General features: G+C 56.7%; 22 protein-coding genes. 17 read left to right on the top strand and 5 right to left on the bottom strand.

The genetic code is table 11. The features are described 5' to 3' along the window. Window positions 1-50 precede the first annotated feature (50 nt). Window positions 51-1,616 (top strand): ATP-binding protein, encoded by a 1,566-nt coding sequence (locus XX99_RS21135; protein WP_050061394.1) that lies wholly within the window; start codon window positions 51-53, stop codon window positions 1,614-1,616. A 363-nt stretch (window positions 1,617-1,979) separates the two neighbouring features. On the opposite strand, the gene XX99_RS21125 is transcribed toward XX99_RS21135, so the two are convergent. The 5 genes from XX99_RS21125 to XX99_RS21100 form a co-directional block, all read right to left on the bottom strand. Next, window positions 1,980-2,456 (bottom strand): very short patch repair endonuclease, encoded by a 477-nt coding sequence (locus tag XX99_RS21125; protein ID WP_082125794.1) that lies wholly within the window; start codon window positions 2,454-2,456, stop codon window positions 1,980-1,982. A gap of 32 nt (window positions 2,457-2,488) precedes the next feature. Next, complete coding sequence (locus XX99_RS26880) at window positions 2,489-3,448, bottom strand: Eco29kI family restriction endonuclease (RefSeq protein ID WP_082125793.1); 960 nt, start codon at window positions 3,446-3,448, stop codon at window positions 2,489-2,491. Continuing rightward, a complete protein-coding gene (locus XX99_RS21115) occupies window positions 3,448-4,614 on the bottom strand; it encodes a DNA cytosine methyltransferase (protein WP_050061391.1) in 1,167 nt (388 codons plus the stop codon). Before XX99_RS21115 ends, XX99_RS26880 begins: the two co-directional genes overlap by 1 nt. A gap of 15 nt (window positions 4,615-4,629) precedes the next feature. Continuing rightward, on the bottom strand, window positions 4,630-4,860 hold the full coding sequence (locus tag XX99_RS21110) for a ribbon-helix-helix domain-containing protein (protein ID WP_197081920.1): 231 nt from the start codon (window positions 4,858-4,860) through the stop codon (window positions 4,630-4,632). Between the two features lie 930 nt (window positions 4,861-5,790). Further along, entirely contained in the window at window positions 5,791-6,042 is a 252-nt protein-coding gene (locus tag XX99_RS21100) for a hypothetical protein (RefSeq protein ID WP_050061389.1), read from the bottom strand. A gap of 155 nt (window positions 6,043-6,197) precedes the next feature. On the opposite strand from XX99_RS21100, the gene XX99_RS21095 reads away from it, so the two are divergent. The 16 genes from XX99_RS21095 to XX99_RS27815 all read left to right on the top strand — a co-directional run bounded on the left by XX99_RS21095 (window position 6,198) and on the right by XX99_RS27815 (window position 22,631). Then, window positions 6,198-6,389 carry a type II toxin -antitoxin system TacA 1-like antitoxin gene (locus XX99_RS21095; RefSeq protein WP_050061388.1) on the top strand — a complete coding sequence of 64 codons (192 nt, stop codon included), beginning with the start codon at window positions 6,198-6,200 and terminating at the stop codon, window positions 6,387-6,389. A gap of 393 nt (window positions 6,390-6,782) precedes the next feature. Beyond that, window positions 6,783-8,336, top strand: coding sequence for a recombinase family protein (locus XX99_RS21090; protein ID WP_050061387.1), 1,554 nt, complete (start codon window positions 6,783-6,785; stop codon window positions 8,334-8,336). Then, on the top strand, window positions 8,333-9,196 hold the full coding sequence (locus XX99_RS21085; protein WP_050061386.1) for a ParB/RepB/Spo0J family partition protein: 864 nt from the start codon (window positions 8,333-8,335) through the stop codon (window positions 9,194-9,196). Before XX99_RS21090 ends, XX99_RS21085 begins: the two co-directional genes overlap by 4 nt. Before the next feature lie 12 nt (window positions 9,197-9,208). After that, window positions 9,209-10,195, top strand: a complete 987-nt coding sequence (locus XX99_RS21080; protein ID WP_050061385.1) for a ParB/RepB/Spo0J family partition protein — start codon at window positions 9,209-9,211, stop codon at window positions 10,193-10,195. A 414-nt stretch (window positions 10,196-10,609) separates the two neighbouring features. Continuing rightward, window positions 10,610-11,323 (top strand): DNA methyltransferase, encoded by a 714-nt coding sequence (locus XX99_RS21075; RefSeq protein WP_050061384.1) that lies wholly within the window; start codon window positions 10,610-10,612, stop codon window positions 11,321-11,323. 357 nt (window positions 11,324-11,680) lie between these two features. Next, a complete protein-coding gene (locus XX99_RS21070) occupies window positions 11,681-12,016 on the top strand; it encodes a TrbC/VirB2 family protein (RefSeq protein WP_050061383.1) in 336 nt (111 codons plus the stop codon). A gap of 14 nt (window positions 12,017-12,030) precedes the next feature. Then, window positions 12,031-12,345, top strand: a complete 315-nt coding sequence (locus XX99_RS21065; protein WP_050061382.1) for a VirB3 family type IV secretion system protein — start codon at window positions 12,031-12,033, stop codon at window positions 12,343-12,345. Then, complete coding sequence (locus XX99_RS21060; RefSeq protein WP_050061381.1) at window positions 12,332-14,794, top strand: VirB4 family type IV secretion system protein; 2,463 nt, start codon at window positions 12,332-12,334, stop codon at window positions 14,792-14,794. Before XX99_RS21065 ends, XX99_RS21060 begins: the two co-directional genes overlap by 14 nt. Before the next feature lie 28 nt (window positions 14,795-14,822). After that, on the top strand, window positions 14,823-15,581 hold the full coding sequence (locus XX99_RS21055; protein ID WP_050061380.1) for a TrbG/VirB9 family P-type conjugative transfer protein: 759 nt from the start codon (window positions 14,823-14,825) through the stop codon (window positions 15,579-15,581). 8 nt (window positions 15,582-15,589) lie between these two features. Next, window positions 15,590-16,846, top strand: a complete 1,257-nt coding sequence (locus XX99_RS21050; RefSeq protein WP_050061379.1) for a TrbI/VirB10 family protein — start codon at window positions 15,590-15,592, stop codon at window positions 16,844-16,846. A gap of 189 nt (window positions 16,847-17,035) precedes the next feature. Continuing rightward, window positions 17,036-17,944: a hypothetical protein gene (locus XX99_RS21045; protein WP_050061378.1), complete on the top strand. Its 909-nt coding sequence runs from the start codon at window positions 17,036-17,038 to the stop codon at window positions 17,942-17,944. Then, on the top strand, window positions 17,944-18,765 hold the full coding sequence (locus XX99_RS21040) for a type IV secretion system protein (RefSeq protein WP_050061377.1): 822 nt from the start codon (window positions 17,944-17,946) through the stop codon (window positions 18,763-18,765). Before XX99_RS21045 ends, XX99_RS21040 begins: the two co-directional genes overlap by 1 nt. Before the next feature lie 2 nt (window positions 18,766-18,767). Next, window positions 18,768-19,451, top strand: coding sequence for a VirB8/TrbF family protein (locus XX99_RS21035; protein WP_050061376.1), 684 nt, complete (start codon window positions 18,768-18,770; stop codon window positions 19,449-19,451). Between the two features lie 5 nt (window positions 19,452-19,456). Continuing rightward, window positions 19,457-19,837 carry a hypothetical protein gene (locus XX99_RS21030; RefSeq protein ID WP_050061375.1) on the top strand — a complete coding sequence of 127 codons (381 nt, stop codon included), beginning with the start codon at window positions 19,457-19,459 and terminating at the stop codon, window positions 19,835-19,837. Continuing rightward, window positions 19,834-21,642: a DNA cytosine methyltransferase gene (gene dcm / locus XX99_RS27820; protein WP_197081919.1), complete on the top strand. Its 1,809-nt coding sequence runs from the start codon at window positions 19,834-19,836 to the stop codon at window positions 21,640-21,642. The genes XX99_RS21030 and dcm overlap by 4 nt, the downstream gene beginning before the upstream one ends. Before the next feature lie 581 nt (window positions 21,643-22,223). Further along, window positions 22,224-22,631 carry a single-stranded DNA-binding protein gene (locus XX99_RS27815; RefSeq protein ID WP_082125792.1) on the top strand — a complete coding sequence of 136 codons (408 nt, stop codon included), beginning with the start codon at window positions 22,224-22,226 and terminating at the stop codon, window positions 22,629-22,631. Window positions 22,632-22,652 lie beyond the last annotated feature (21 nt).

The raw sequence follows: 22,652 nt of genomic DNA, 5'->3' as shown, positions 1-22,652 counted from the left end.
CTAGCCGCGATCTGACTGAATCAAAAACAGGCCAAAGGCTAACCATCTAAGTGGCACTGTTTTTCCAGGCCCATCAGTTGGACCCACTAAACCTGCGCGACTGGATCAAAAAACTACAGGCGGCAGTTGACCAACACGCGACCGTTCTAGCCAATTCGGAAAATGTCACACGTCTCACAGATGAAAAAGTACACGCGCTCACTTCATTGCGGAAAGTCTCGCAAGAGACGATCCCGCTTGAAATCCAAATGTTTGCGGAGGCATTAGAGATTGCAGAAGCTCGCTTGGAAGAGTTGGAAGGACAATCCCGCCGGTTCGAGCAGCGCGAGAAGGAGAAACGGGATTTAGCCGTTGCGACGAAACTTGCTGTGCAGAAGGCCGCTCTGGCGGCCAAGGTCTTCAACGAGGGTTTCGCGGAGTTTACAGCGTCAACTTCTGAGGCGGCCCTACCCGACGATATCGACGAAGCTACGTTAGACCTGTATGAGGAATTGCGAAGCGAGTTGGATGCCGCTTTAGATCTCGAACACCGGATCAAGTCAATGGACGCGGATTGCACCCAATTCACTGTGAAAGTCTCCGAACTTGGCGCCCGGCTCGCGGTTTCGAACAGCGATCCCATGGATTGCCTGTTGATACTCGATCGCCGGTTGGCCGCTGCTAGGATTACAGAGACTAGGGCCGAGCACTTTAACGAGCAGATAGCTCAGCTTAAAGATGAAGTTGAAATCGAGGCTGGGCACAAGGACGCGGCCGTCGCGAGTCTGCTACCAATCAAAAAGCTCTTGCTAGAACAGGACATTGAAAGTCTAAAGAACCTCGTTGAAGAGTCGACTTCCATCCGAGGGCTCCAAGTTGAGAAAGAAGAGTTGACAGCGCAAATTGTCCTGAATGGAGATGGACTCCCTCTTGAAACACTTCTCGCCGAAGTTGAGGGGGCAGCGTCGGACGAAGACGCCGCACTCGAAGAAGGTATCGCGCAGCAGATTGCTGATCTCGACACGCAGCTAACGGAAGCTGCCACAGAACTAGGGATTGCCAAAGAATCCTTTCGAGCGATAGATAAGGGCGACGAAGCCGTAAAGGCTGCGGCTGACGTCGAAATCGCGCGTGCAAATCTAGCTCTCGAATCAGAGGAGTTTGTCTCCAAGAAGGCGCAGGTAGTTCTGCTGGAGTGGTTGCTTGAGAGACAACGTGAGGCTGATAAGAGTCCCTTGTTGTCGAGAGCGAGCGATATATTCAGGCACCTGACATTAAGCCGTTACGACAAGCTTGAAGTGGATTCCGATGGCTCGACCCCAAGACTGTTGGGTGTCCTCGCCGACGGAGCGTCAACCGTCCCGCTTGATGCTATGAGCGACGGTACAAAGGATCAGCTTTACCTGTCGCTTCGGGTTGCCGTTATCGAGCAATCCGTTCGAAACGGTGTAACGCTGCCGTTTCTCGCTGATGATCTTTTCATCAACTATGACGACGATCGAGCCCGCGCCGGCTTGGAAGTATTGGGTGAATTATCGAAAGTCACTCAAGTTCTTTTCTTCACCCATCATGATCACCTGCTTGAAATCGCCAAAGACGTTTTTGGCATTGCCGACATGCACCATTGCCAAATCTAAACCAGCTGCGTTTGTTCTGCCGCATCCTGAATATTCCCGCAAGCTCGTATGGCTGCCACGTGCGCAGATGCTTACCTTTGGACAAAGGGGTGAACACCTCACCTCAGCACGTATCCAGGAATGGAGGTGCCAAATCCATTGAGTGTAGAGATTTGTCATGGCGAAGCCAAAATAGAGGAAGTCTTGAAAGATGTCCTCGCACTGACAAGACTGAATTACAACACCTGTAGATTCGACGACGGGCAATCGATCACTCTTAAGTTCGCGGATGCCATCGGGGAACTTAAGAGTGACTTGGCCGGTCAAAGATGCTCCGCCATTACCTTTCATGTATTACATCTAGCGCTAAAATGAATGCCTTCGCTACTTGGGATTAGCGGGCTTCATGCCCTCTGAGAGAATCTGTTGCAGAATGGCTGTCACCTTGTTGATTTGTGATGTCTCACACTCCCAAACAATGAATATCTTCCATCCCGCTTTTCTCAATGCTTTGTAGGCACGCTGATCCCTGGCCATGTTTTCAGCAAACTTTTGTTCCCAGAATTCGATTCTCGATTTAGGCGTCCTCGTGGCTTTACACCGTTTGTGGCGATGCCAAAAGCATCCATGAACAAACAGGACCACCTTGCGACCGGGGAACACAAGATCCGGGCTGCCTGGAAGTTTCCGCACGTTGAGTCGATAGCGAAGCCCCATCGCGTGCGCGGCTTTGCGAACTCTGATCTCTGGCTTTGTGTCTTTAGCCTTGACCAAGGCCATTTGCGCGCTACGTTCTGGGGAGACTGGCGCGTCGCCTGAAACGGCTTTGGCTGGATTCGGACGTTTTGGTTTAGCCGCCATGCACTAAATATATGACCGGACAGATGCGAAGCTCAGGAAGTAGCTTCGTCCTCGGGTTGGTAATCAGGAACCACATCTTCAACCGAAGCCTGCGCTTCTTCGACCGATTCAAGTTCCACATGCTGCTTGAAGCCGTCCAGAAAGCGATCGATGATCTGTTCCTTATCCGTAAAAGGAGGAAGCTCCGTCAGATGCGTGTCGATATCTCGAAGAATTTGCTCTTTGCTCTTCTTGTCTCTTAGGAGATCGCTTATGGCCCACTTTCGGCCAGGATGTAGTACATCCCACGGGGAACGATCATTGGCCCGCGTTTTTGCGCTGTCACCGTGTTTGCTGATCCCCCAGCAGATCTTCGTGTCTTCATTCCAAATCGGCTCGAACAGAGATATGAGCGACCGCTCGGCGGTTAGTTGGGCGTTCGTAGCGACCACCAGCCGTCGGTACTGAAAATCGCCAATATGGAGAGCGTTCTGATCCTGATGCTGGATCGCATACTCTTCAACGGTTCGAATGGCCTTCTGATGATCTTTCAGCCGTCCGTACAACTGAGGCCCCTGCTCACGCGCGGTCTTCGCTTCGGAAGACTTTGGATCTGCCTTACCGACATAAATGGGAGTTTCTGTGCCACTGATCTTTTGATAGGCCGGGTGAGAGCCGAAATAGTAGATGGCATACACCCCGGACCCATACATTTTATCGAGACGCGACATGGGGATCAGAGGTTGAGCAACCAGCGCGAGCCCTACGAGGCGGCCTGCAATCGAAGGCTTCGACGGATCAAAGGTGTCTATAGGCTCTTTAATGGGATCAAGCGCCGCATACGTTTGGCGTAGAGCTTCAATGACCTCTAGTAACAGATGCCTGGTTTGGTCAGCCGCGCGGCCCTTAAGATTGGGGATAAGATCAGCGAGGCGCCGCGCTTCTCCCGTCAGCCGTTCAATCGCTTCGCGTTCTGGTGGGACGGGTTTTGAAGACTTCTTTCTTACTGGCACTATGCTGCCTCGCGGCGCCTGGGGGCTCGTTGATTTAACAAACCTAACATAGCCCTCCCCATGATTTCCGCGAGTGGCACCGGGACAGCATTCCCAAGCTGTCGCATACTCTCCGTCCACGATCGCGGAAATTCAAACTCATCAGATATACCCTGCAAGCGCGCCGCTTCGCGTACCGTGAAATAGCGTACCGTGCCATTCGGATACACCAGCATGTTCTCACCGCCGGGCACACCGTGGTCTCCAGCTTTTAACGCTTTCGCCGGCTCGTCGAGAGGGCTGCCCGTATGGCCTGGGTAAACACGAGCTCCAGGCTGAAAAGCATGGTTGGACAATGAACCTTTTCCGGGGATGCCCAGCCCATCAAACGCGTCGCGGCATGTTTTCCAGGGAAGACCGGGTGGTGCGATCATCCGGTCACGAAGATTCTCCACCAACCGCCTGTCAGCTGCGGAAGCAGGCCCCGAGCGTGGCTTGGCTATCCCGTGCCGTTGCCAATATTCGCCGGTTATCCATTGATCCCAAAGGAGACGGGCGTGAGAATGCGTCGGACTCGGAAGATGCAAGGCAACTTTCAGGTCTTTCCGAATTCCAGCGATGATCACGCGATTGCGCTTCTGAGGAGCGCCATAGTCCGCCGCGTTGACGCGAAGAATCTTCACGTCATAGAGGTGGTCGTCAACCGCGGCCTGAAGGCGTTTTGAATGCTCCGCCATACTCTCATCGGACTGAATCTCCAATTGTGGCGCACGCAGATTCGCTTCGATCCAATGCAGATAGTCTGTGAAAGCGGGGCGCAGAAGACCACGGACGTTCTCGAAGAGGAATGCCTTGGGTCGAAGCTCACGGACGGTCCTAATGGCCTCAGGCCACATATCGCGGCTGTCACCGGGTCCCGCATGTTTACCCCCAATGGAGAAGGGCTGGCACGGGGGCCCGCCCGCCGCCAAATCGACCACACCCTCTACTGTGGACCAATCAACCTCGCGCACATCTCCCTTGGAAATTGGCCAGTGTCGAACATGCTCCACTTTGTTGCTCTTGTTGTGGAGCAGTGTGGCGAAGGCGTCCTCATCCCACTCGATCATCATGGAATGGGAGAACCCCGCCTTGGATAGACCAAGAGCCAAGCCACCGCATCCTGAGAACAGTTCGACGCTACGCATGTTTTGTTCCGATCTTCACGATCTAAATTCCAGCGGTAGAAGGGGACCGCCCTGAGCTTGCTCGATCAGCATTTCGACCGATTTGCGTACTAGCCACGCGACGGAGACGCCATTTTTCTTCGCCATTTGTTCGAGGGTAACATGCTGTTGCCGCGTCAGTGTGGCAGTGACTCTGGCCGCATTCTTGCCGTCTTTGCCCATGATCACGTCCTCGGTGCTGCAATCCGCGGCACTCCGCGGAACCAATGTCTGTTTCCAAGGTTAGTATGGCTTTGACACCCATTGCAAGCTCCAAATCCCGAGGTGTGGATAAGTAGTACCCTTTTGAATCTGGACTCAAAGACGGCAATCGGAGCCGCCTCCAAAAGTGCAAATTTATACCGACGCGCCTCAGCATCAATCATCAGCCCACCTTAGCGTGGCGATGATGCATGCGTTGGATGATGCTCTCGGGTAGCCGCGCCTATCGGCAGGTTTTCGCCCAATCGACCAAGGAACTTGAGTTGGTCAAGGCTGACTTGTCAGCATTCGCAAGTTGTCACTAGGAATGGCGACGAGAGAATTCCTAGCCGCCGCCGTCATTGCTGAAGACCGGCTACTATCTGTAGGTAGAACTCACGTTCTTCCGGTCGTTTGTCCTGCCCAAGAATGATGAGGTTATGAGGTCACGGCAATTGTCGCACCGGTGGCGCGACTTTCTTGTCGCCCCGAGAAGTCCGATGTCCGCAGACGCCGGGCGACACGCATCATGCCCTTCGCAGCAGTCGCCGATACTCAACCCACCTTAGCCAAGCGGCGATGTACTCTTTGCAGGACGCTCTCAGGGATTCGCATCGTCTTATACGCTCTCTTGAACCGCGTCTCCTCACTGCCCCATTCGACCACTCCCGGTTCTCCCATAAACATTCTGCGGACCGTGTTCTCGCTCAGGCTCCATAGTTTGGCTACTTCCAGCACAGAGTAATGCTTCTCCAAAGCCGGATCTTGCCGACCGTCTTCCAATCCAAATCTCTGTGACCTCATTGGTTTTCTGAGCATGTCGCCAATAGCGGCCGCAGGGAAATCCTGCGACAAGCCGCCCTCTCAGATGAGCGTAGGGCGCACAACAATGATTCAGGGTGGAAAAATCTTCCACACGGTGTCCTGGCAGGACACCGTCCGCACCCGACCGATGGTCTATCTCAGATGCTCCGAACTGGACAGCACCTGCACCTGCCCGAGAACCTTTAGTTCGGTGATCTCGATACTCGGCTGGCGGCTCCGCACATAGGCAATCACCTCCTCCAAGCTGAGTGCCGCGAATATCTCTGTCGAAGATGTCGTCGTATCTCCATCCTCCGCGATCTTCTCGCCCTTCAGTTCAACCAGAAGCGCCCTGCGCGAATGATCTGATGAAGGGAAGACATCCCGATCCTTGCTCTTTGCCATAAAAACTCCTCGTGCAGCACAAGAATGGTTCCCGGTCCGAGCATAGCCAACTGGCCGCGGTGAACGATGAATGTGCCTTAAAACCCTCCAGGTCTCATGAAGCGATGTGTCGCATAATACCTCTGTTATGTGGTGCGGTAGTACCATAACAATCGGTGGCCAAAGAGGAACACATTCCTTCCCGGCGCACCGGCAAGACCTCGCTTGGAGCGAAAGTGTTTTCCTATTACACCCAGGAAGAACGGAAACTGCTGGAGAAGGCGGCAAAGCTGGAACGCCGCAGCCTCAGCAGCTTTGTCGCCCTCGCCGCACTCGACCGAGCGCAAAGGATCATTGCCGGCAAGTAAGCGCCCGTACAACTGGTCACCGAACTCCCAGATTCATAATGCTACCATTATGCAGTGTTATCCGCCTCCCTTGAGAGGCGAACGCAGCCCGCGATTGGCGGCATTTCTGGCACAAAGGACACTGATGGTTTCGGCGGTCGACCATGAAGACTGGCGGCAAGCTCAGACCGCTTCCCGCTAGCTGGTCTACGGAATCAGAGAAGCCGAAAGAGCGAAGGCGGCATGGACATTCCTATCGCAATTTTCAGTCATCGATTTAAGGTTTGCATTTTCAGTGGCTTACAGATTGCGTCGCCTCGTGAAAATCTATATTAATCAGGCTCATGTATGATCGCCCCTCCAATAGGCTGTGGGCGGTGAGAGCCCACCGAAACTTTCAAACGTGGGCAGACTATGGAACGGCTTGATCCAAAATCGGATCGGAAGCTTGTGCGCGCAGCGCAATACGTCCGCATGTCCACAGAGCATCAACAATACTCCACAGAGAATCAGGCCGAAGTAATTGCTCGCTACGCTACGGATCATGGCATGGAAATTGTTGCGACCTATGCAGATGATGGCAAGAGCGGGCTAACGCTCGGTGGGCGGGCCGAACTACAAAGACTTCTTGCCGAGGCGGAATCCGGGCACGCAGACTTCAGCGTCGTTTTGGTCTATGACGTTAGCCGGTGGGGACGCTTTCTGGATGCGGACGAAAGTGCCTACCACGAGTATGTCTGTCGGAGAGCAGGCATCAATGTGCATTATCCGGCCGAACAGTTCGTCAATGATGGCAGCCCAATGTCCACGCTGATTAAAGCAGTAAAGCGCACGATGGCAGCGGAATACAGCCGAGAGCTATCGGTAAAAGTGTTCGCGGGACAGTGCCGTTTGATTGAACGGGGCTATCGTCAGGGCGGTGCGGCGGGATATGGGTTGCGAAGGCAGTTAGTCGCGATGGACGGAACCCCAAAGGGTCTACTTGCCCGAGGGCAACAGAAGAGCTTCCAGACAGATCGCGTCATTCTCGTTCCGGGACCTGAAGATGAAATCGTCATAGTGCGAGAGATTTTTGATGCCTTTACGTCCGGGAGGCTCAGTGAACTGCAGATCGCACAATTACTGAATGGCCGTGGAGTGAGGACGGACCTATCTAGAGAATGGACCCGAGGCGTAGTACATCAACTGCTAACCAATCCCAAGTACATGGGCGTAAATGTCTACAATCGAAAATCTTTCAAGCTGAAACAGAAGCGTCTCGTAAACCCTCCTGATATGTGGATTCGGAAGGAAGGTGCGTTTCAGGCCGTCATCTCACCGGAACAATTCTTCCAAGCTCAGGCAATCATCCAGGCACGCTCAAAGCACTTTACCGATGAGGAAATGTTGGGGCAACTGCGGGGCCTGCTCAAACGATATAACACGCTGTCAGGAATGCTCATCGACGAAACGGAAGGAATGCCTTCGAGTAGCGCATACCGCTCCAGATTCAGCAGCTTAGTAAAGGCATATACCCTCATCGGCTTCACTCCCGAGCGGGACTACGCCTATATCGAACTCAACAGGACGCTGCGTCACTTTCACGCAAACCACTGCGAGACTTTGGTTGCCAGGCTTCGTGAAGCAGGTGCGTCTGTGCGGCAAGATCCAATCACCGAACTGTTTATTGTCAATGAGGAGTTTTCCATTTCCCTCGTCGTCGCTCGCTGCCAACCGACACCGGGTGGCAGCACTCGATGGAATCTCCGTTTCGATACATCGCTCAAACCTGATGTAACGATCGCAGTTCGGCTTGAGCAAAACAACGAAGACGTTCGGGACTATTATCTCTTCCCCGGCTCCGATTTATTCGCAAAACGGCTTCGTCTTGGGCCAGAGAACGGGTTCTTTATCGATCTCTATCGATTCGATGATCTGAGATTTCTAATCAGCATGGCCGAACGGACACCGATTGAGGTCGCCGCATGAATGAAGAACAGATTCACATGATCGAAATAGCCCATGTCGTCGTTGCGAATCCAAGACCCCGCAACCCGGTCAAATTCCAGGCGATCGTAGCCAGCATTGAAGCCGTAGGGCTCAAGAAGCCAATCACGGTATGCCAGCGCAAACAAGTCGGCGCGGATATGCAATACGAACTGGTGTGCGGACAGGGGAGGCTGGAAGCTTGCCAGGCACTCGGAAAAACCATGATTCCGGCCATCATCACTGAAGTTACCCGCGAGCAGCAATACTTGATGAGCCTGATTGAAAACGTGGCCCGTCGACCGCCCTCTTATAGAGCTCTGGTAGTTGAGGTCCGCAGCCTCTTAGGGAGGGGATACAAGGCGGAGCAAATTGCACAGAAGCTTGGCCTGGACAAAACGTATGCATATGGAGTCGTACATCTCCTTGAGCATGGAGAGAACGTTCTGCTCCAAGCTGTGGATGCGGGAAGGATACCGCTTCGGATTGCCACCATCATCTCCACCGGAACGAACGAGGAAGTTCAAACCGCTCTGATCGACGCTTATGAAAAGGGTGATCTGCGTGGAGCAAAGTTGGCGATGGCTCGGCGCATTATTGCGATGCGTCTTGCGAAAGAACGTGAAACAGGCCGAACAAGCCCAACAAAGCGAAAGCTTTCCGCCGAAGGCGCGGTAGAGGAATATGAGCAGCATGTGCAACGTCAGCGGTCGGCTATCTCACGTTTGAATGCCGTCAGCCATCGGCTGATGATTCTATCTACAGCGATGAAGCGGCTCCTCGAAGATGAAAATTATGTGACCTTGCTGCGGGCAGAATCGATCCAAACCATTCCTAAACATCTTGCCGAGCGTATCGGATAGAACGGAGTCTGTGTGAAAACATCCGCAGAAGTAGCTTTCGAGCTCAAGACCGTACTCCTCCCTCTTGCATCGATTGCAACAAAAACAGATGTCACGCAGGAGACCCGTAAATCGAAGAAGTATCGGCAAATTGCCGCGTCGATAGAACATGTCGGCTTGATAGAGCCGCTTATAGTCTCTCGCCTGGCCGACGGAACCTTTCTTCTCCTGGATGGAGCGTTACGGTTCGATATTTTGAAACAGCGAGAGAACGCGGAGGTCCGGTGTATCCTCTCGACCGATGATGAAGGGTATACGTATAACAAACGCGTCAGCCATCTGTCCAACATCGGCGAACACTACATGATTCTGAAGGCATTAGCGAATGGCGTTAGCGAGCAGATGATCTCCGCGTCTCTCAATGTAGATGTTGAGACCATTCGCCGTAAAAGATCGCTGCTGGATGGAATATGTCCGGAAGTAGTGCAGCTTTTAAGCAATCGAAGGGTTTCGATGCATGCGTATGGATTTCTACGCAGGATGATACCCCTCGGGCAGATTCAGGCGGCCGAAAGGATGATACACGCCAATAATTACTCGGCAACGATGGCCAAAACTCTCTTAACAATTACAAAGCCCGAACTGATGGTAAGCCCCGCGAAAATAATCAGGTCAAGCCCCGGCAGCGCGGCAAAACTCTCGCTACTCCAGGAAGAGTCGGATATGCTGCTGGCGGACGTCAAAAAGGTAGAAGAGACGTATGCTACCCAAGCACTTGACCTGACTCTCAGCATTGGATACATAGAGCATTTACTCGCCAGCCCACGTGTGGAGAAATACCTAACGAAACATCATCCCGACATATTGAACGAGTTTAGAAAGATGCTTGACGAGAAAGCTGATGAGATTACCCGCACCGTTCCCGAGTCTGCTCGTCAATCTCAGCAGAAAGTAAAAGTTTTGCCGAAGAAGCCCTCACAGCGCTCAAAATCAGCCAAAGCACAAGCAAAGTCAGCGTAGGCATCCGTAAGACACTCAGCGGCTCGGGACGTATTGTGTCACCAGCGGTGACACTTTTGGTGAACGGAGGGCAAGACGTTCGAATAGAGCGACTTTGAGCTGGTGCTCCGATCTGCGTCGGTCTCACTTCTCCGGTTACATGCTTGCAACACAGCTATAGATCGCCTGTATGTCCTGGGTGTTCTCTCAGGCACCGCGAGAGAAAGACGGTCTGCGCCCTGCGACACTGCGCGGCTCTGCTTTTTCGGCTTTCAGAACATCTATTCGCCAAGAACCCGCAAAGAACGCGGAAAGGGAAAAGACTTTCCGAACCTTCCGAAAATGCGCCGCTGGGTCTTGGGAGCAGCCCTCTCTCGCGCCCTTGCGGGAGGGTGTCCTGAGAGATCACTCCGGGACCACAAAGGAGATCAAAACATGCAAGCGCAAACGTCAACTCAACATCCGTTCCTCAATACCATCACGCAAGGCAACTGCATCGACGTCATGAGACAGATGCCCGCGAACAGCGTCGATTTTATCCTCACCGATCCGCCATATCTGGTGAACTACCGCGACCGCAGCGGACGCACCATTCAGAACGATGCGAACGCAGACTGGCTCAAGCCCGCGATGCGGGAAGCGTACAGAGTCCTGAAGCAGGACCGGGTAGCGATCATGTTCTACGGCTGGACGAAAGTCGATGCTTTCTTCGACGCATGGAAGGCTGCGGGTTTTCAGCCTGTCGGACACCTGGTATTCCGCAAGACCTACAGCTCAAAGAGCAGGTTCCTCAGCTACCAGCATGAGCAGGCATACCTGCTGGCAAAGGGCAGACCGCCTCTCCCTAAGCAGCCACTGGCAGACGTGATGGATATGCCCTACAGCGGCAATAAGCTGCATCCGACGCAGAAGCCGGTAGCAGCGCTGGCTCCTCTCATTCGTAGCTTCTCACTCCCAGGAGAGCTGGTACTCGATCCCTTCGCAGGCAGCGGCAGTTCCTGCGCGGCAGCGTTGCTGACGGGTCGCAGGTATAGCGGCATTGAATTGGATTCCGAGTATTTCCATGAGGCGTCCGAGAGGATAGCCCGCGTGAGAGGGAGGATCGCCGCCAAGCGGTCTTCCCAGGAACTCATTCCCACCTTGCGGTGAGTGTACCCGCGTGCCCGCCGCGCCTCAAGGCGACCTATCTTCTGAGCTGTGATCGTCACGGCCTTGACCCGCAACGTGCCCGCGAATCTCTTGCCTCACATGGTGGGAATGAGCATATCCGCGCAGTCTGCGCGGGGAGTCCACGGATTACAACGAGCTTGCCCTGAGTCCTCGTCCGGCAGTTTTCGCCGCTGATTCTGGCAGTCCTCTTTAGCACGGCCCCGGCATTTTCTCGGTGTCCATTCTGGACACCGAGTGGAAGTCTTTTCCACTCTTGCCTGCCTCACGCCGCCCTACCTTCTCTCCAGACATTGCAACGGGGAGCGCCACTCACCGACACGCAAATGAAAGGAGCACATGAAAACACTCATTTACTCGAAACGTCCGCGTCCCCGCCTTCCGGCGCTGCGCGCGCAATGGCGGAGGTGGCTCGCGCCTTCGCTGCTACTCCTTACGGCACTGCCCGTGTATGCCCAGACCGGTAGTGACCCGTGGGACAACGCAGTCAACGTTCTCAAAACCGCCTTTACCGGCACGATTGCGACCGGGCTGTCGCTGGTCGCAATCGTCGTCGGAGGACTGATGTTCGCCTACGGCGAAGGCCAGTCCAAAAAGACCATCGCCGGAATTGTCTTCGGCGTGGGTATGGCAATCGGCGCGGTTAATTTCATGGCCTGGCTCTTCCCGAGCTAGAGAGGAGGTGATCCATGTCTAAGCCAGCGGACGGCAGGGTGAGTCCGGTGTTCAAAGCCATGAACCGTCCACTGACTGTTCTCGGAGCGGAGCGGCGGTTGTTCTTCGTCGCTCTGATCTCCGGGGGCGCCATCTTCTCCCTGCTGCATTCACTGTTCGGCGGAATCGGCCTGTTCATCGTGGGCGTCATCGTCGCCCGCATCGCCACCAAGCATGACGTGGAGATTCTGCGCGTGCTCTTCAACTCCGGCAAGTTCCGCGGACGGTACGACCCGATGAAGGCCGACACCACAGAAATCCGCGTTGCGAGGCGTAATGGTCAAGATTGAGCACATCACGAAAGAGTGGAAAGAGGCTGGGTCGTTTGCCGCGCAGATGAACCTGTACGGCTTCTGGGACGAGCACAGCTTTCTGACGAAATCCGGCGACCTCGGCGCCGCGCTGCGGATCGGTGGCATCGACTACGAAAGCCTCGACCATGCGGGCCGCGATCACGCCATCAAACGGGTAGAAGCGGCCTTCCGTTCACTCGATGACAAGTGCCGGCTCTATCAGATTCTGTTCAAACGAAACCACCCCGCGATCCCACACGCCGAGTATGAGGACCCGCTCGTCCGCGCGGCTGTCGAACAGCGCGCCGACTTCCTGCAAAGCAAATCGGATCGCCTGTATTCGATCGAGCTGTATTGGGTCGTCATGATCGATGGCAGCCACCAGAAGACAGGACTGTTGAACGCGCTGGCGCGGTTACCGAAACAGCCACGCTCGTCGCTGCGCGACTTGCGCGCCCTGTTCTCCGGCAATAAGACACGCACGCTGGTCTATGAACAGGTCGAGCGCGACCGGCTGCGGCTTCAGCAGAAGATTAACAGTTTGAGTGGGCAGCTAAACGACCTCACGAAGGTCGAGCTGCTAGGGGCGGAAGGGACTTTCCGGCTTGTCCGGCGTCTCGTAAACTTCCGCCCCTCCAAGATCCATGACGCGCCTCTCTGTGGGGCGCGTCATCTCGACTGGCAGGTCTGCGGCTCCGAGCTGGAAGCCCATCGCGGCTATATGCGCATGGACGACGACTATCTCCGCGTCCTCACACTTAAGGAGCTTCCCGGCGAGACCCGGCCATTGATCCTCAATGGCCTGCTCGACATCGCGGCAAACTTCCACGTCGTCACCGAGTGGCATCCGGTAGACAATGCCAAGGCCCGCAAAGAGATTGCGTCGCGCCGCCGACACCACCACAACTCCAAGACCAGCTTCGTCTCCAACCTTCAGGACCGGGAGAACGCCGGCAATCAGGACAACCTGGTCGATGACTCGAAAGAGGCCGCTGTCGCGGAGCTGGGCGGCGCTCTGACCGCGATGGGCATGCAGGGCAAGAGCTTTGGCGAGCTGACGCTCTCGGTTGTGATTTATGACGAGGACCGCACAAAGGTCGAGCACACCGTCGCCGAATTCCAGAAACTATTCACGCAGCATGACGGGCTGTTGTACGAAGAACGCTACAACCTGCTCAATGCCTTCTTCGCTACGGTCCCAGGCAATCGGCAGTTCAATCTTCGCAAACAGTGGGCACTCAACTCCAACTATGCCGACCTGTCCTTCCTGTTCACGATCGACACGGGATCGACGTGGAACCCGCAACTGGATAAGGAATATCTCGCGGTCCTTGAATCGGTACACGGCACACCGTACTACCTGAACCTGCATAGCGGCGACGTGGCGCATGGATTGATAACCGGAGCTACCGGCGCCGGTAAGTCATTTTTGACAGCGTTTCTCCTGCAATCGGCGCAAAAGTATCAGCCTCTCACCATCATCTTCGACCTGGGCGCCAGCTACGAGATGCTGACGCGCACCTTTGGTGGGACGTACCTGAATGTCGGCCTGAAAAGTCCCGGCTTCAGCATCAACCCGTTCTCTCTCGCACCGACGCACGAGAACATTAATTTTCTTTACCTTTTCCTGCGCGTGCTCATCGAGGCCGGTGGTCGTTATGATTTAACCATCGCCGATGAAAAGGCGCTCTACGCTGCGCTGGAGCGCGTGTACAAGCTCCCCGCCGAGATCAGGACGCTCACCAACTTCGCGTCCATCCTCGGTCCGCTCGGGGAACATCTGCACCGCTGGACCCAGGCCGGACAGTTCGGCTACTTGTTCGACAACGTCGAGGACACGCTCTCCTTTGCGCGCTTCCAGACCTTCAACTTCGATGGCTGGGACAAGTATCCGGACGTCCTCGAACCGATGCTGTTCTATGTGCTGCAGCGTGCGTCCTCGGAGATCGAGAGGCCGGAAAACGCCGCGACCTTCAAACTCTTCGTCATCGATGAGGGCTGGATTTTCTTCAAAAAACCCATCATCCGCGACTGGATCATGCGGGCGGAAAAAACGTGGAGGAAAAAGAACGCCTCCATGATCCTGGCCACGCAGTCGATGATGGAGCTGGCCAACTCCGGCCTTCTGGAACTGGTCAACGAGTCCTGCCCAACTCGCATCTTCCTTGCTAATCCCGGCATCGACCGCAAGCTCTATGCCGAGACGTTCCAGCTTAACGATACCGAGCTGGAACTGCTGGAATCGCTGGTGCCCAAGCGCAACCTGCTTTTCAAGCAGCCCCGGTACGCCAAGAAGCTGCGCCTCGAAGTCGATGCCCTGAGTTACTGGACAGCGACGAACACACCCCGCGACAACATCCGCAAACAGGATTACTTCGCCCGCTTTGGGCCGGAGCAGGGTCTCCTGCGCCTGGTCCAGGATTACCCCAACCCACTCAACTCATAACGCACCACAACCCTCAAAAGGAGATTTCATGCGCCCTGCTGCACCCATCATCCCCCTTCTGCTTGGCCTTGCCGCGACCGTCGCCCACGGCCAGCAGACCACTGCCCGTCTGGTTAAGTATCACGCCAACGACATCGTCACCGTTCGTGCCCGGATGCGCTACACCACACTCATCCAGTTGCCCGCCACAGAGAAGATTCTGGAGGTCGCCACCGGCGACAAGGACTTCTGGATCATCGACACCGTTGGCAACTACTGCTTTCTTCATCCGGCGAAGGAAGGCATCCACTCCAATCTCAATCTCATCACCGACAAGGGCAGCGTGTATTCCTTCACGCTGGATGATGTCGAGTCCGGCGATCCCGACCTGAAGGTCGTCATCGAGCCGTCCGACCCATCCTCGTTGGCTGCCGCCAATGGCGCCGGCAAGCTCGTGTCCGCCAGCGAGGTCGATGCTGCGCGCATGCAGGCACAGATGGCTGCTAATCGCGCTTCGATTGCGGTAGAACAGTTCCGCGCCGACTATCCGACGAAGGCATTGCAGTTCGATTACACCTTCCACAACGAAAGTCCCTTCGATGTGTCGGCGATCTATCACGACGACAAGTTCACCTACATCAAGTCGTCGGCCTCCGAGAAGTTTTCCATCTATGAGGTCAAAGATGGCAAGCCCGACCTCATTACCTTCCAGTTGCAGAACGGCACCTACGTCATCCCGACCGTGGTCGATAAGGGCTACCTCGAAATCGGCAAGCACAAACTCGACTTTCAACGGAAGGCTCAGTAGGAGGCGCGATGGCAGACGAAAAACAGACCTCTCCCATAGAGTCGCAAGCCTTGCCGTCGTCTCCACAGGAGACGACGACGGCCCTGCGCGACAAACGCAGTACACCCGAAGGCGTGGTGCCCAAACAGGCACAGGGGTACGTCATTGCTGGGTTGGCAGTCCTCATCCTGATGGCTGTCATGTTCTCGAAGAACCATGCCAAGCCTGCCGCGAAAGACACGGCATCCGCTCCGCTGGCCGTGTCCACCGACATGAACCAGCGAAAGATTCGGGAGCTGGAGCAGGACCTGAGCGCCGACCAGCGTCAGAGCCAGCAACAGGCCCAGGCACAGAGAACGGGTGAGGCGGCGGCAACTGCAGAGACTGCAACCAATCCCGCGCAGACCAGCGTGGTGTCTCCTGCTACGCAGTTGCCGCCGCCATCCGCAGCAGAGTCCGCTCGTGACACTATCGCGGATGCGGAGAAAGCGATGGCCTTCAAAGCCCGCTTCGCCTCCAATCTGGTCTCCGCCGATGTTGGCGCTTCGCACCCATCGGCGGAGCCTACCGGACTCAGTGACACTGCCCCGGCTCGCTCTTCGAGCTTGCCGCCGACCGCTCCCACGCAGGCCGCCGCTGCTCCTGCCGCGACCGGCAATAAGCGTGCGCCGGAGGTCAACCTGAACTCCGCGCATGGCCAGCCCTTTGCGGTCTTTGAGGGCACGACCATCGACACCGTCCTGGTGGACCGTCTCGATGGGGAGTTTGCCGGGGACGTTAAGGTTATGGTGACTAATCCCGTCTATAGCGAGGATCGCCAGCACGTTCTGATTCCCGAAGGAACGTTCATTCTGGGCACTGCTCAGAAGGTCTCCGGGCTCGGCCAAAAACGCCTTGCCCTCACCTTCCACCGGATGCTCATGCCGGACAAATACTCCGTCGATCTCGACCAGTTCCACGGTCTCGACCAGGCGGGTGAGACCGGCATCAAGGACAAAATCAACAACCACTACGTGGAGATATTCGGCGCGTCGATTGCCCTCGGCGTCATCTCCGGCGCTGCCGAAGCCACCAATCTCAATCAGGGCTACAACGAGTCCGGCACCGAGGCTTACAAGTCCGGCATCGCTTCGAGCCTGTCGCAATCGAGCGCCAATGTGCTCGATCGCTTTATCAATATCCCGCCGACCATCACTATCCGCGAAGGTCATCGGATCAAGGTCTACATCACCCAGGACATGCTGCTGCCCGCTTACGAAAACCACGACATGCCGGGAGTGATGTGATGCGCGCAGCCCTCTTTTGTGCGCTTGCTTGCCTGGTGATGGCGGGCTGCGATGCTTCATCGCCGCCCAAGCCATCGCCCTACCGGTACATGGCGCCGGAGTGCGCTGAGGTGCGCTCCGAGCCCTGTCCTATCAACATCCCTGTCCATTCATAACCGGCGCTCTTCGAGCGTCCACGGAGGTTCCATCATGAAGTCAATAAAACTGTATGGCTTTTTTCTCGCTGTTCTCACCGCGCTCGCGCCTGCGGCGCACGCGCAGTTTGGCGGCGGCATCGTCTACGACCCCACGCAAAGCGCCCATGCCGTTCAGGAGATCGAACAGGGTGAGCAGCAGCTCCAGAAGTGGGCGACCGAACTCAACAACTGGCAGCAGCACCTCCTCAAAGAGGCGCAGATTTTCACCACTGCCGAACAGACCAGGACCCAGATCGTCACCATGTACAACCTCGCCTACCAGATGGCGACGATGCCGCAGAATCTCGAAGCCAGGTACAAGGCGGATTGGGCACAGTGGCAGAGCCTCGCCGCACCACCGAACACATACGGCAACACCTCGCCGCTGGTGAACGCGCTCAATTTCGGCGGTGTGTCGCAGGCGCAGCAGGGTTACAACAACGCCTACGTGCAGGCCCAAAGCTATCCGTCCGGCAACTACTCGTCTCTCGATTCCCGGACGCAGGCCACTGTCGCCAACCAGTACGCCACCTCAGAGCTGGCGCAAACGACCACGACCAACACTCTCTCGACACTTGGAACGATCCGCACGAATGAGTCGGCGTTCGCAACTAAGTTGACGAATCTCGAATCGGACACGTTCTCAACCGATCCCAGCCAGCAGACTCAGAACGCGTTGCTCGGCAAGATCAACTCCGCCACGCTGCTCCAGATCCATTCGCAGCAGGACACCAACCAGCTTCTCGCGGCTTCGATCCAGCAGCAGCTCATCGCGCAGAAGCAGCAGATCGATGCGCAGAACCGCTCCCTCAATAACTCGGTCTACTTCCAGCAGAACTTTCCCACCACCATGCAGAACGTGAACAACGGCGTGAGCGATTCCATGCACTCCATCTCACTCAGCATCAACGGGAGCAACTGATGGGACAGAACATCATCGCACAGCTTGGACAAGCGATTACTCAATTGCTCTCCTCGCAGAGCAACACACTCCAGGCCACGGGACTCGACATCTTCCGTGGCCTGGCCGTGATCCTTATTGTTTGGTTCGGTGTGAAAGCCGCCCTCTCCGCCTCCCAGGGCGGGGGCGGCTTCCACTTCGCCAAATTCGCGGACCTCATCCTTATGATCGCCTTCGGTCTCGGAATGCTGACCTACTACTCAACGCCGGTTCCCGGCATGAGCAACAGCTTCTCGGACCTCATCACGAAAGAGGGCCTCAGCATCGCCAATCAGATCGAGTCGGACCAGACCCAACAAATCGCCAATGCCATTACCAATGAGGAGCAGGAGCTAGGCTCGCCTCCGGGCAGCTTCAACATCCTCGAAGACCTCACATACCTATTGATTACCGTGATCCTCGCCACGATGGAGGCCGTGGCGTTTGGAGTCATTGCATACGGCTACGTCGCCTCCGCCGTATGCGTCCTCATAGGGCCGGTATTTATTCCGTGGTTCATTGTGCCCAAGATGGACTGGCTCTTCTGGGGATGGCTCAAGGCATTCATCGGTTTCAGCTTCTATCAGGTCGTGGCCGCGGCCTTCATCTACGTCTTCTCGAAGGTCCTCACTGGAATGTTCCAGACCATCGGAACGATCACAATCTCAAACGCTCTTACCGTCCTGCCTGCGCTGCTGATTTCGCTCTTCGTCTGCATCTACGGGCTGGTCAAAATCCCCGAACTCACCTCAGCCATTCTCAGCGGTCGCGCCGGCACCTGGGTCAACGTGATGGGAGAGTAATTATGCCAACGACACATAACGAACTTCCCATTACCGATGCCGGTCACAAGTTCCTTGAGCTATATGCGGAGCCGGTCGTTACTAACACCTACCTCAAGGTGGCCATCCTTGTGCTCTCGGTCGTCACGCTTGCTTCGCTTGCGCTCCTCTATCGAGCACAGACCGCTGCCTTGCGGCTGAAGCCGCTCGTCATCTCGGTCTCGGACATCGGACACGGCCAGGTGGTGAACTATGCCGACTTTTCCAAAGTACCTGTCGAGCGCGTCAGCAAATACTATCTGGCGCGTTGGGCGCAGCTCTACTACGGACGCAATCACGCCACGCTGCAACGTGATTTCGGTGAATCGCTGAACTTCTTCTCCAATGAGTTGCAGGGCGCAACGCTGGCGCGGGTGACGAAAGCTAAGACACTTGAGACCTTCCTGCTCGATCCCAGCGCACCCAACGTGGACATCGAGATTAAGGCCGTCGTGCTCGACGATACGCGGCAAGCCCCGTATCGCGCCCACATCGAGTTTGAGAAGGTCTTCTATTCCCTCGGCGACCAGCAGGAGCAGAGCCGCGAACGCTGGACCGCGAACGTCGTCTACGGCTTCCGTGATGAAGTCCCGAATGCCATGCTGCTCACCAACCCCCTCGGCGTCGTCATCAGCTACGTCCACGAAGACCAGGCATTCGGGAGCTAACCACCATGCGACCTAAGATGCCCATCCTCGTCTACTGTGCTGACCGTGAACTGCTGTCCGCTACTGCTTTCGCTTTGCGCCTACAACCTTACGATGTGACCGCCATCGACGACAGCCGCAGCGCTGCTGCCGTCATGATGGCAAGTCACCTCATGTGCGGCATCCTGATCCACGCAAGACAGGGTGACCTCGCAGGCAGGCTGATTCACCGCCTGCTCGAAACGGACCTGCATATCCCCCTGTTGCTGGTGGATCGTGCCGGTGACCTCGCACCCGTCCGCTACGCGGATATGGTGCTCTATGGCCGCAACACTTCGATGGCTCACATCCTCGGCGCCCTCAATGTGCTCTGCGCACGGGAGCGCGGACCACGGAGTGCTGCGTGAGATATCTCTCCGTGTGTTCGGGCATCGAGGCGGTCTCCGTTGCGTGGGGACCGCTCGGCTGGAAGCCTGCCATGTTCGCCGAGATCGACCCCTTCTGTTGCTGGCTGCTGCACTCGCGCTACGGCGCATCGCGGCCTGTGTACATGCCGAGTCCGCATAACGCGGCCTCTCGCAAGGAAGCAAAGCAGCGCGCGGCAGCCATTCGCAACGTCGTTGCTCTGCCCGCCGATGGCGCAGTCATCAATGCCGGCGACTTTACAAAGATTGGAGCTGAAGATGTTGGAGCAATCGACCTTCTGGCCGGAGGAACACCTTGCCAGTCTTTCTCCGTCGCCGGTAAGCGAGCGGGATTGGATGACCCGCGTGGCAACCTCACCATCGAGTTTGCTCGGCTTGCTGGCAGACTCCGGCCCTTATGGTTGGTGTGGGAGAACGTCCCCGGCGTCCTGTCGATCGACGACGGACGCACGTTTGGAGCCTTCCTCGGGATGCTGGTCGAACTCGGGTATGGGATCGCCTACCGAGTTCTTAACGCTCAACATTTCGGAGTACCCCAGCGACGGCGTCGCGTCTTCGTTGTCGGATATCTTGGAGGTTGGAGAGGTCCCGCAGCGGTATTACTTGACGAGTCGTGCCTGTCGGGGCATCCTCCGCCGCGCCGAGAAGCGCGGCAAGGAGTTGCCGGAGGCGTTGAGGTCGGCCCTTCTGGCGGTAGCCTCACAGACACCTCGCCCACCATCGACGCAGGATGCAAAGATAGCTTCATCCGCAATCAACTAGGCGTCGGCGTCCTCTCCTCGACAGATGAAATCTCCCACTGTCTGAACGCCGGCGGCATGGGCAGACAGGACTTTGAAAGCGAGACGCTGATCGCTCACGCGCTCTCCGCCGATGGCTTCGACGCGAGCGAAGACGGCACCGGGCGTGGAACGCCCGTCGTGCCGGTCGCCATCTGCACGGCACACACACAGTCGAATGGCAGCGGCTTCTCAGAAGCAATCGCTCACACGCTGGAAAGCGGCGGCGGTGCTCAGGCTGTCGCCTTCTCACAGAACCTCCGCAACGAGGTACGGTTACACGGCGGAGACGGCAAGACGGTCGGTGCATTGGCGGCGCGGCCAGGAGTGAAACAGCAATCCTATATCGCCTTCACTGCCAAAGATCACGGCGCCGATGCAGATAACGTCGCACCGACATTGCGCGGGATGGGACACGACCGCAGCCATGCGAATGGTGGTGGCCAGGTAGCGATCGCCTTCACGCAGAACCAGGAAGGCGATGTCCTCAGCGGCGATGTGATGCAGTCGCTCGGCACCAACTCCAACGCCACTGGACGCAATGCGCCTACTGTCGCCTTCACGCTTCATGGGAGCGATGGAACAGTGAGCGCGGCTTCCTCCACCGACATTGCGGGAAGTCTCCGTACCCGCGCGCCCGGAAGCATCGAGAACAGCTCGACGACCGCTGTGCTTCAGGAGCAGCCCGTCGCCTGGTCTGGAGAACTCACTGCATCGATCGATATAGCGGGGACCCTTCAGCGTGGCGGCGAGGGCGGACGGGTCGATGGCGTGATGACGCCTCAGATGGCGGTGCGGCGATTGACGCCTCGTGAGTGCGAGCGGTTGCAGGGGTTCCCCGACGATTACACGCTGGTTGAGTATCGCGGCAAGCCGGCAGCCGATGGCCCCCGCTACAAGGCGCTCGGCAACTCGATGGCGGTTCCTGTCATGCGCTGGATCGGGGATCGCATCACAGCCGTCGATGCGATCCTCCGTGATGGTCCCGGCGCCGGGAGGGTCCGGTGAGCCAGCGGGCGCACATTCAAGCGATACAATCGCATACCTCCCGACCACTGAGAGAGGCAGGTCTTCTTCTTGCCCTCACTGCCCCGGAGTTGGCGCTGTGCAGCTCGCCTTCTACTTCGTCGCCCAGGCACAGGTTCTTCGCATGGCAGGGTGCGGAGGACGATGGAGGGTGGACGGTGTGGTTCACCCACTGCCTGCTTTTGCAGCCCGATTGGTGGGAGACGAGAGGTTATGGTCCCACTGCTGCCCGGTTGCACCGGCATCCTGAACGCCGTGCTGTCCTTCATGCAAGTGTTTCCGTACAGCGCCATCCCTCCTCGTATTTTCCCTGCTCACCCTCGGTCACTCGCTTAGGTGCTGATCCCGCGCCACATCACCCCAGCACGCAAAAGCAGCGTGCCGGGGACCCCGATTCTGCGGACTGCGAGCTTCTGCTTTTTCTGGACTCCTCCCCCAACCAGGTGCGTTGGGTCCCCTTCCAGAAAATGCAGCTCTTGCCTTGGGAGCGGGGCACACTCGCGTCGCTTCGCGCAAGAGTGTCCCGAGGGCAATCCGGGCAAATACAAACAAGGAGAAACACAATGGCACTCTACGAAAACAACATCAAGCTGAAGGGCTTCATCGGCAAGGACGCCGAGAACTTCGCAACCAAACAGCAGAAGACCTTCACCGTTCTCTCGCTCTCCACCAAGTCCGGCTACAAGGACAAGCAGACCCAGCAGTGGGTCAACCACACCGAGTGGCACCGCATCGTCGCCTTCGGCAAACCCGCCGACTTCGCAAAGAACCTGAAGAAGGGCGACTACGTCGAGATCGAAGGCGAGCTGCGCAGCACCGAGTACGATGCCGAGGTCGGCGAGGGCAAGAAGAAGACCACGGTCAAGCGCCGTGGTTGGGAGGTACGCGCCAGCATCGTCAAGAAGCTGGCAAAGCCGGTCTCGGGCCAGAACCCCGACGCCGAGCCCATCACGGAGGACGACGCGGCTTAGACCGCGTTGTCCTCCCCTGGG

Source organism: Silvibacterium bohemicum, assembly GCF_001006305.1.
Classification (GTDB): Bacteria; Acidobacteriota; Terriglobia; order Terriglobales; family Acidobacteriaceae; genus Silvibacterium; species Silvibacterium bohemicum.
The sequence above is the reverse complement of the archived record's forward strand: the minus strand, read 5'-3'. Positions and strand labels throughout refer to the sequence as shown.

What these genes read in the sequence shown, in the direction of transcription:
- XX99_RS21125 (WP_082125794.1), bottom strand. Translation starts at nt 2,456, where the DNA reads ATGGCGGCTAAACCAAAACGTCCGAATCCAGCCAAAGCCGTTTCAGGC.
- XX99_RS21115 (WP_050061391.1), bottom strand. Translation starts at nt 4,614, where the DNA reads ATGCGTAGCGTCGAACTGTTCTCAGGATGCGGTGGCTTGGCTCTTGGT.
- XX99_RS21100 (WP_050061389.1), bottom strand. Translation starts at nt 6,042, where the DNA reads ATGGCAAAGAGCAAGGATCGGGATGTCTTCCCTTCATCAGATCATTCG.
- XX99_RS21090 (WP_050061387.1), top strand. Translation starts at nt 6,783, where the DNA reads ATGGAACGGCTTGATCCAAAATCGGATCGGAAGCTTGTGCGCGCAGCG.
- XX99_RS21085 (WP_050061386.1), top strand. Translation starts at nt 8,333, where the DNA reads ATGAATGAAGAACAGATTCACATGATCGAAATAGCCCATGTCGTCGTT.
- XX99_RS21075 (WP_050061384.1), top strand. Translation starts at nt 10,610, where the DNA reads ATGCAAGCGCAAACGTCAACTCAACATCCGTTCCTCAATACCATCACG.
- XX99_RS21070 (WP_050061383.1), top strand. Translation starts at nt 11,681, where the DNA reads ATGAAAACACTCATTTACTCGAAACGTCCGCGTCCCCGCCTTCCGGCG.
- XX99_RS21065 (WP_050061382.1), top strand. Translation starts at nt 12,031, where the DNA reads ATGTCTAAGCCAGCGGACGGCAGGGTGAGTCCGGTGTTCAAAGCCATG.
- XX99_RS21060 (WP_050061381.1), top strand. Translation starts at nt 12,332, where the DNA reads ATGGTCAAGATTGAGCACATCACGAAAGAGTGGAAAGAGGCTGGGTCG.
- XX99_RS21055 (WP_050061380.1), top strand. Translation starts at nt 14,823, where the DNA reads ATGCGCCCTGCTGCACCCATCATCCCCCTTCTGCTTGGCCTTGCCGCG.
- XX99_RS21050 (WP_050061379.1), top strand. Translation starts at nt 15,590, where the DNA reads ATGGCAGACGAAAAACAGACCTCTCCCATAGAGTCGCAAGCCTTGCCG.
- XX99_RS21045 (WP_050061378.1), top strand. Translation starts at nt 17,036, where the DNA reads ATGAAGTCAATAAAACTGTATGGCTTTTTTCTCGCTGTTCTCACCGCG.
- XX99_RS21040 (WP_050061377.1), top strand. Translation starts at nt 17,944, where the DNA reads ATGGGACAGAACATCATCGCACAGCTTGGACAAGCGATTACTCAATTG.
- XX99_RS21035 (WP_050061376.1), top strand. Translation starts at nt 18,768, where the DNA reads ATGCCAACGACACATAACGAACTTCCCATTACCGATGCCGGTCACAAG.
- XX99_RS21030 (WP_050061375.1), top strand. Translation starts at nt 19,457, where the DNA reads ATGCGACCTAAGATGCCCATCCTCGTCTACTGTGCTGACCGTGAACTG.
- XX99_RS27815 (WP_082125792.1), top strand. Translation starts at nt 22,224, where the DNA reads ATGGCACTCTACGAAAACAACATCAAGCTGAAGGGCTTCATCGGCAAG.